The 6,488-nt window shown below is 66.9% G+C and carries 8 protein-coding genes; 4 read left to right on the top strand and 4 right to left on the bottom strand.

The genetic code is table 11. From position 1 onward, the window contains the following. Positions 1–126: 126 nt before the first annotated feature. Together ABE424_RS19080 and ABE424_RS19075 are read right to left on the bottom strand one after the other, a co-directional pair. Positions 127–711, bottom strand: a complete 585-nt coding sequence (locus ABE424_RS19080; protein ID WP_179460352.1) for a ferritin-like domain-containing protein — start codon at positions 709–711, stop codon at positions 127–129. Positions 712–740: 29 nt separating this feature from the next. Further along, positions 741–1,223 carry a peroxiredoxin gene (locus ABE424_RS19075; protein WP_346491618.1) on the bottom strand — a complete coding sequence of 161 codons (483 nt, stop codon included), beginning with the start codon at positions 1,221–1,223 and terminating at the stop codon, positions 741–743. Between the two features lie 251 nt (positions 1,224–1,474). Here ABE424_RS19075 and ABE424_RS19070 point away from each other — a divergent pair, with 251 nt between their 5' ends. After that, positions 1,475–2,371, top strand: a complete 897-nt coding sequence (locus ABE424_RS19070; protein WP_346491619.1) for a DnaJ C-terminal domain-containing protein — start codon at positions 1,475–1,477, stop codon at positions 2,369–2,371. A gap of 124 nt (positions 2,372–2,495) precedes the next feature. Here ABE424_RS19070 and pilH read toward each other — a convergent pair whose 3' ends face one another. Both pilH and ABE424_RS19060 read right to left on the bottom strand, forming a co-directional pair. Then, the gene (gene pilH / locus ABE424_RS19065; protein WP_176990568.1) at positions 2,496–2,879 is read right to left on the bottom strand and encodes a twitching motility response regulator PilH; all 384 of its coding nucleotides are present in this window, start codon (positions 2,877–2,879) and stop codon (positions 2,496–2,498) included. Between the two features lie 89 nt (positions 2,880–2,968). Beyond that, positions 2,969–3,964, bottom strand: a complete 996-nt coding sequence (locus ABE424_RS19060) for a YhdH/YhfP family quinone oxidoreductase (protein ID WP_346491620.1) — start codon at positions 3,962–3,964, stop codon at positions 2,969–2,971. Between the two features lie 221 nt (positions 3,965–4,185). On the opposite strand from ABE424_RS19060, the gene hflK reads away from it, so the two are divergent. From hflK to ABE424_RS19045, 3 genes are all read left to right on the top strand, one after another. Next, the gene (gene hflK, locus ABE424_RS19055) at positions 4,186–5,307 is read left to right on the top strand and encodes an FtsH protease activity modulator HflK (protein ID WP_346491621.1); all 1,122 of its coding nucleotides are present in this window, start codon (positions 4,186–4,188) and stop codon (positions 5,305–5,307) included. Continuing rightward, complete coding sequence (locus ABE424_RS19050; RefSeq protein ID WP_019186091.1) at positions 5,304–6,167, top strand: protease modulator HflC; 864 nt, start codon at positions 5,304–5,306, stop codon at positions 6,165–6,167. The genes hflK and ABE424_RS19050 overlap by 4 nt, the downstream gene beginning before the upstream one ends. 69 nt (positions 6,168–6,236) lie before the next feature. Further along, on the top strand, positions 6,237–6,422 hold the full coding sequence (locus tag ABE424_RS19045) for a DUF2065 family protein (protein WP_346478654.1): 186 nt from the start codon (positions 6,237–6,239) through the stop codon (positions 6,420–6,422). Positions 6,423–6,488: the final 66 nt, after the last annotated feature.

The following is a 6,488-nucleotide window of genomic DNA, read 5'->3' as shown; positions in this document are numbered from 1 at the left end:
CGTGGCGGCCCACACCCACATCCAGGGTATCCCCAGCGGCTTCCCTCCCACACAAAGTGCGCACGCCCCCGCGCCGGGCACTACACGTGCCTTCGGATCCTGCGAGAAGCCGGCACGCGGCCGGCGTTACTCGCCGATCCAGCCGTCGAGCAGATCGGCGAATTCGTCGGCGTGCTCTTCTTCCTGCGCGAGGATCTCTTCGAGGATGCGCTTGGTCGTGGTGTCCTTGTCGCCGACGAAGTTGATCATCTCGCGGTAGCTGTCGATCGCGATGCGCTCGGCAATGAGGTTCTCGCGGACCATGTCGCGCAGGTCGCTGCCTTCCTTGTACTCGGCATGCGAACGTGCGGTGAGCGTATCCGGGTTGAGATCCGGCTCGCCGCCGAGCTGCACGATGCGCTCTGCCAGCTTGCCGGCGTGCGCCTGCTCCTGCTGGGCGTGCTCCAGGAACTCGGCCTTGATCGAATCGGCGAGCATGCCCTTGGCCATGAAGTAATGGCGGTAGTAGCGCAGCACGCACACGTACTCAGTGGCGAGCGCATCGTTGAGCAGCTTGATCACCGCCTTGCGGTCGGCGCTGTAGCTGTCGGTGATCGCGCCGTCTTCGATGTCCTTGCGGGCCTTGGCGCGCAGGGTGGCGGTATCGCTGATGCCCGGCGGACGGGCGGTGTTCGGGGCGGTATCGGGGGTGTTCTTGGCTGGCTTGGACATGGCTGGCCGGATTCCTCTGTTGCCTGGGTCTAGCGGGGGAGATGCTCCAGCACGTACTGCGCCGAAGACACCTCGAATTTTCCGGGTTCCTCGATGAAGGTTTCGCGCACGACACCGTCTTCGACGTACAGCGCGAAGCGGCGCGAGCGGATGCCCATCCCGGAGCTGCTGGCATCCATCTCCAGGCCGAGGGCCCGGGTGAACTCGCCATTGCCGTCGGACAACAGCTGCAGGCCGTCGGGCACCTGCTGGCTCTCGCCCCAGGCCTTCATCACGAACGGATCGTTGACCGCCATGCAGAACACTTCGATGCCGCGGTGGCGGAACGCGGGGAACTGCTCGATGAAGCCGGGCAGGTGCCGAGCCGAACAGGTCGGGGTGAATGCGCCGGGCACGCCGAACAGCACCGCTTTGCGCGCATCGAACAGGGCATGGGTGTCGATGGTCTCCATGCCCTCGCGGATGCGCTTGAGGGTGACTTCGGGAATGCGGTCGCCAACGTGGATGGTCATGCGGACTCCTTGGACACAGGCAGGGTAGTGAGGGGCATGGGATGGCCATGTCAACACGTTGAAAACCGGACGTGCAGACCCATCTGGAGCGGGAGAGGCGGGCTACCGGGGGCAGCGTAGCCGGCCGGGATGTCCGCCGCATTGCGCAGGATCATTCGCGCCCGGCGTCACGGTGGGCCGGTCCGCAGCGGCTAGAATTGCGCGGACGGCGCCCGCCCACGCGGGTGGCCGAACTTAGTCGAGGTGTTTGGATGGAATTCAAGGATTACTACGCCACGCTCGGGGTGGAACCCACCGCGGGCGATGCTGAGATCAAGACCGCTTACCGCCGCCTGGCGCGCAAGTACCACCCGGATGTGAGCAAGGAAGCGGGGGCGGAGGACAAATTCAAGGCGGTCAACGAGGCTTATGAGGCGCTGCGCGACCCGCAGAAGCGCGCGGCCTATGACCAGCTGAAGGCGCAGGGCTACCGGCCCGGCGAAGAGTTCCACACCCCGCCGAACTATGGCGGTGGGCAGGGCTACGATTTTGAAGAGGTGTTCGGGGGCGGCGCCGGTGGCGGCGGCTTCAGCGACTTCTTCGAAAGCCTGTTCGCGCGCCAGCGGGGCGGCGGTGGCGGCCGCGCCAGCGGATTCGGCGGCGCCAGCCAGGGCCCGCAGCCCACCCGCGACACCCGCGCCAAGCTGTCGGTGCCGCTGGAAGCCGCCTACCAGGGCGACGGCCTGCGCATCAACGTGGGCGGCAAGCAGCTGGATGTGCGCGTGCCCAAGGGCATCCGCCCGGGCCAGGTGATCCGCCTGACCGGGCAGGGCACCGGCGGTGGCAACCTGCTGCTGGAAGTGGAATACGCCGAACACCCCCAGTTCGAGGTGGACGGTCGCAACATCCTGTACACCCTGCAGGTCACCCCGTGGCAGGCCGCGCTGGGGACCAGCATCAGCGTGCCGACCCTGGGCGGGGCGGTGGAGTTGAAGGTGCCGGCCGAGTCCGACGCGGGCCGCAAGCTGCGCCTGCGCGGCCGCGGCCTGCCGGGCAACCCGGACGGCGACCAGATCGTGGAGCTGGAGATCATCGCGCCGGCGCCGGCCGACGAAGCGCAGAAGAAGGCCTACAAGGCGCTGGCCAAGGCGTTCGGCGAGAAGGTGTGATGCAAGGCGTTGCGCGGCGTCCCGGTCATCGTTGCGTACCGACCAACGGTCGGTATCTACCGGGTCGGCCGCGATTGCCGTCGTGGTAGAAGCCGACCGTTGGTCGGCTCATCGTGCCATCGGCTCACGCCGTCGGCGGTTCCTGGTGGCTGAAAACGCGCTCCAGTACCTCGGACAGCTCGTCCTCGGAGAACGGCTTGGTGATGTAGGCCTTGGCGCCCTGCCGCATGCCCCACATGCGGTCGGTGTCCTGGTCCTTGGTGGTCACCAGGATCACCGGGATGTGCTTGGTCGAGGCATCGCGTGCCAGGGTACGGGTCGCCTGGAAACCATTGAGGTTGGGCATCACCACGTCCATCAGCACCAGATCGGGCAGCTCGGCCTTGGCCGCTTCCACCCCGGCCGCGCCATCGGTGGCGGTCAGTATTTCGTGCCCGAGTTTTTCGACGATCCGCTGTATCCCCAACAGCTGCGACGGTGAATCGTCGACGATCAGAATGCGTGCCATGTTGTTCCCCGTGTAATGCCCGCAGTGTAGTGCGGGCCTCGCACCGTCGTGAAGCGCCGGAGGTGCCGTCCGTCGCCCGGCTGCCACGCTCAGTCGATTCGTACCACCGTGCGGCCGTGGTTGCCGCCCGCGAGCAGGGTATCGAACGCCGCCGACAGGCCATCCAGCCCGACTTCGCCCGTGCAGATCGTCTCCAGATGCGCCGGTTTCCACGCGCCGCCCAGCTTCGCCCAGACCGCTTCGCGCAGATCGCGCGGTGCGCTGGAGGACGACACACCGATCAGCGAGACGCCGCGGATGATGAAGGGCATGACCGTCATGTCCAGCGCCGGGCTCGCGGCCAGGCCGGCACTCACGACCGAGCCGTAGGGCACGGTCTGGGCCAGCAGGCTGGTCAGCATCGCGCCGCCGGCATTGTCCAGGCCGCCGCCGAAGCGTGCCGATTCCATCGGCCGGGTGGTTGCCAGCACGTCCCGCGGCAGGACCTCGCGGGCACCCAGTCCACGCAGGTAGTCGGCCTGGTCGGCCTTGCCGCTGATCGCATGCACCTCGAAACCGGCCCGGGTGAAGATGTCCACCGCCAGCGAGCCGACCCCGCCGGTCGCTCCGGTCACGGCCAGCGGCCCGTGGGCGGGGGTCTGCCGGTTGTCCAGCATCCGCACCAGGGCCAGCGCAGCGGTGAAGCCGGCCGTGCCCAGGATCATCGCCTCACGCGGGGTCAGTCCCGTCGGCTGCGGGATCACCGCGCTGGCGGCCAGGCGCACATATGGGCTGTAGCCGCCATCGCGGGTCTCGCTCAGCCCGCAGCCGGTGGCCAGTACTGCATCGCCCTCGCGGTAGGCCGGATCGGTCGAGGCGACCACGGTGCCGGCCACGTCGATGCCGCCGACCAGCGGGAAGCGGCGCAGGATCCGGCCCTTGCCGGTGCCCGCCAATGCATCCTTGTAGTTGACCGAGGACCAGTGCGCGCGGATCACCACCTCGCCCGGGTTGAGCTGGTCCAGGCCGATCGGTTCCAGCCCGGCGTGGTAGCCGGTATCGTCCTGGTGGATGCGGAATGCGTTGAACCGGTCGGGAATTGCCATGAAGATGCCTGACGGGGGAAACCACCACCTTACCCGCTGCTCCGGCGCGCGGGGACCCTCACGGACCTTCGCGGATGCGGTTATGAATCGTTCCCCGAGATGCGTGACCCCTTCCAATCCTGTCGATCTGCCCCATCTAGTAGAATCGACAGCGATTTAACGTTTTAACGGTTGACGGTGCGGGAATGGCCCGCAGGCAACCTTACCTTGATGGAGCGTGCATGGCCTGGAATACACCCGGCGGCAACAAGGGCGGACAAGGCCCCGACGAGAATCGACGTGGGCCGTTCGGTCCTCGCGGTGGCGGCAATGGCGGCGGTTGGGGCGGTTTGCCCGGTCCGCTGAAAGACCTGTTCGATGGCGGCATCCTGCGGTGGGTCGCAGTGGCTGCGGTGTTGCTGCTGCTGTTCTCCAGCTTCCAGCTGATCGGCGAACAGCAACGCGGCGTCGTGCTGCGCTTCGGTCAGTTCCATCGCATCCTGCAGCCTGGCCCGAACTTCAAGCTGCCGTGGCCGCTGGAATCGGTGACCAAGGTCAATGCCACCGAGATCAAGACGTTCAGCAGCCAGGTGCCGGTCCTGACCCGCGACGAGAACATCGTCAACGTCTCGCTCAACGTCCAGTACCGCATCGATGATCCGCGTCTGTATCTGTTCGGCTCGGTCGATGCCGACCAGGTGCTGGAACAGACCGCGCAGAGCGCCGTGCGTGAGCAGGTCGGTCGTGCGGACCTCAACAACGTGCTGAACAACCGTGGCCCGCTGGCCGTGGCCGCCGAAGAGCGCCTGCAGGCCTCGCTCGGCAGCTACCGCACCGGTCTGTCGGTGACCGGTCTGACCCTGCCCGATGCCCGCCCGCCCGAGGAGGTCAAGCCGGCCTTCGATGAGGTCAACGGTGCCCAGCAGGTCAAGGAGCGTCTGATCAACGAAGCCCAGGCCTACGCGGCCAAGGTGGTTCCGGAAGCGCGCGGCCAGGCCTCGCGGGCCCGTACCACCGCCGAAGGCTACAAGCAGGCCGTGGTTGCCAAGGCCGAGGGTGATGCCTCGCGCTTCAGCCTGCTGCAGGTCCAGTACAAGGACGCCCCGGAAGTCACGCGCAAGCGCCTGTGGCTGGAAACGGTGCAGAAGGTGCTCTCGGAGAACCGCAAGATCATCGGTGGCGATGGCCGCCAGCTGATCTACGTGCCGATGCCGGGCGACAACCGCACCAGCAGCAATGCCGCTCCGGCGGTGACCCCGGAAGTCATGCTGCCGTCGCTGCCTGCCAGCACGGCCGTCGATGGCGTTCGCAATGCGGAGCGTCCGACGACGCGCCCGACCGGTCGTGAGGAGGGCAGCCGATGAGAAGTTCACTGTGGATTGGTCTGGCCGTAGCGGTCCTGCTCGGCCTGCTGGGTTCGGTCTACGTGGTCCGTGAGGACCAGACCGCGATGGTGTTGAACCTGGGCAAGGTGGTCCGTGCGGACATCAAGCCGGGCCTGCACTTCAAGGTGCCGCTGGTGGAAACGGTGCGCGTGTTCGATCGCCGCTTCCAGGTGCTCGACACCGCCCCGGCGCGTTACTTCACCGCCGAGCAGAAGGACGTCAGCGTCGACTTCTTCGCGATCGGTTACATCTCCGACGTGCGTGCTTATTTCCGTGCGACCGGCGGCGATGCCCGCGTGGCGAATGCCCGCCTGGCCCCGATCATCACCGACTCCCTGCGCAACCAGATCAACTCGCGTTCGTTGCAGCAGCTGGTGTCCGGCGATCGCAGCGAACTGATCGCCAACCAGCTGACCGGCATCAACGAGTCGGTCAAGGCGCTCGGCATGCAGATCATCGACCTGCGCATCAAGCAGATCGACCTGCCGACCGACAGCCAGGTGATCAACGATGTGTACGAACGCATGCGCGCCCAGCGTAAGCAGGAAGCCGCCAAGCTGCGCGCCGAGGGTGAGGAGCAGTCGCTGACCATCCGTGCCCAGGCCGACCGCGAGAGCACCGTGATCGTGGCCGAAGCCGAGCGTGATGCCCAGCAGCTGCGCGGTGCCGGCGATGCCGACGCCGCCCGCATCTACGGCAAGGCCGGTTCGGCCGACCCGTCGTTCTACGCCTTCTACCGCAGCCTGGAGGCCTACCGTGGCTCCATGACCGACGGCAACGGCGTGATCGTGCTCGACAAGAACGACCCGTTCCTGCAGTACCTCAAGAGCGATCGCTGAGGCCGCAGGCGGTAGTCATCCACGGGGACCCGGTGCAGACCGGGTCCCCGTTTTGTTTGTGGAGATGTCATGAAAGAACTGTTCTCGGCCCTGTGCCTGGTCGCCGTGCTCGAAGGCCTGTTCCTGTTCGCCGCCCCGCTGGCCTGGAAACGGATGGCCGAGCAGCTGCTGATGCTGCGCAGCAGCGCCCTGCGTGCCTGGGGCGGGGTGATCCTGCTGGCCGGGCTGACCACGCTGTGGTGGTTGAAGCATTGAGCGGGTTCCCGCCATGCGCTGTCTGGTAGTGCCGGCCGCTGGCCGGCTCCCGGGATGGCCTGGAGC

It is taken from the genome of Stenotrophomonas sp. TWI1149 (genome assembly GCF_039673155.1).
In the GTDB taxonomy this organism is placed as follows: domain Bacteria; phylum Pseudomonadota; class Gammaproteobacteria; order Xanthomonadales; family Xanthomonadaceae; genus Stenotrophomonas; species Stenotrophomonas maltophilia_AA.
Note: the sequence above shows the minus strand (reverse complement) of the source record. Positions and strands in the feature narration are given on the sequence as shown.

What these genes read in the sequence shown, in the direction of transcription:
- pilH (WP_176990568.1), bottom strand. Translation starts at nt 2,879, where the DNA reads ATGGCACGCATTCTGATCGTCGACGATTCACCGTCGCAGCTGTTGGGG.
- ABE424_RS19050 (WP_019186091.1), top strand. Translation starts at nt 5,304, where the DNA reads ATGAGAAGTTCACTGTGGATTGGTCTGGCCGTAGCGGTCCTGCTCGGC.
- hflK (WP_346491621.1), top strand. Translation starts at nt 4,186, where the DNA reads ATGGCCTGGAATACACCCGGCGGCAACAAGGGCGGACAAGGCCCCGAC.
- ABE424_RS19060 (WP_346491620.1), bottom strand. Translation starts at nt 3,964, where the DNA reads ATGGCAATTCCCGACCGGTTCAACGCATTCCGCATCCACCAGGACGAT.
- ABE424_RS19045 (WP_346478654.1), top strand. Translation starts at nt 6,237, where the DNA reads ATGAAAGAACTGTTCTCGGCCCTGTGCCTGGTCGCCGTGCTCGAAGGC.
- ABE424_RS19070 (WP_346491619.1), top strand. Translation starts at nt 1,475, where the DNA reads ATGGAATTCAAGGATTACTACGCCACGCTCGGGGTGGAACCCACCGCG.
- ABE424_RS19075 (WP_346491618.1), bottom strand. Translation starts at nt 1,223, where the DNA reads ATGACCATCCACGTTGGCGACCGCATTCCCGAAGTCACCCTCAAGCGC.
- ABE424_RS19080 (WP_179460352.1), bottom strand. Translation starts at nt 711, where the DNA reads ATGTCCAAGCCAGCCAAGAACACCCCCGATACCGCCCCGAACACCGCC.